At 49.9% G+C, this 578-nt stretch carries 1 tRNA gene and 2 rRNA genes; all 3 read right to left on the bottom strand.

Features of this window, described 5'->3' with window-relative positions:
* Nucleotides 1-72: 72 nt before the first annotated feature.
* Nucleotides 73-148: transfer RNA gene (locus tag AB4124_RS34065), tRNA-Asn, on the bottom strand.
* 10 nt (nt 149-158) lie between these two features.
* Nucleotides 159-275: ribosomal RNA gene (gene rrf / locus AB4124_RS34060) — 5S ribosomal RNA — on the bottom strand.
* A gap of 164 nt (nt 276-439) precedes the next feature.
* Nucleotides 440-578 (bottom strand): 23S ribosomal RNA (locus AB4124_RS34055); the annotation flags it as partial.

The following is a 578-nucleotide window of genomic DNA, read 5'->3' as shown; positions in this document are numbered from 1 at the left end:
CTCGAGACGCTTTTGGCGCCTACACGATTTCCAATCGTGCTCCTTCGGCCAACTCGGACACCTCTCCATAAGTGGCTCCCCGAACAGGACTCGAACCTGTGACAACTCGATTAACAGTCGAGTGCTCTACCAACTGAGCTATCAGGGAATATGTATCCGCTTGGCGACGTCCTACTCTCCCGGGACCCTTCGGTCCAAGTACCATCGGCGCTGGAAGGCTTAACGGTCGTGTTCGGTATGGGTACGCGTGGAACCCTTCCGCTATCGCCACCAAACGTATATTCAGGATCCGGCATCGCCAAATGCCGTGATCATCCTCCTTGCAAGTATAACTTGTACACTTACAATTCAGTTTTGATCACCTGAAAACTAGATACGAAACGAAATTTGCGTGTTTTAGAATCCGTAGCATTTCCCCAATGTAATATYGGGGTGTTTTTTGGATAAGCCCTCGACCGATTAGTATTGGTCAGCTCCATGCATTGCTGCACTTCCACCTCCAACCTATCTACCTCGTGGTCTTCAAGGGGTCTTACGAATTGGGAAATCTCATCTTGAGGGGGGCTTCACGCTTAGAT

This window comes from Paenibacillus sp. 2KB_20 (genome assembly GCF_052115765.1).
Classification (GTDB): Bacteria; Bacillota; Bacilli; order Paenibacillales; family Paenibacillaceae; genus Paenibacillus_AQ.
This window is presented reverse-complemented; position numbering and strand designations above follow the sequence as displayed.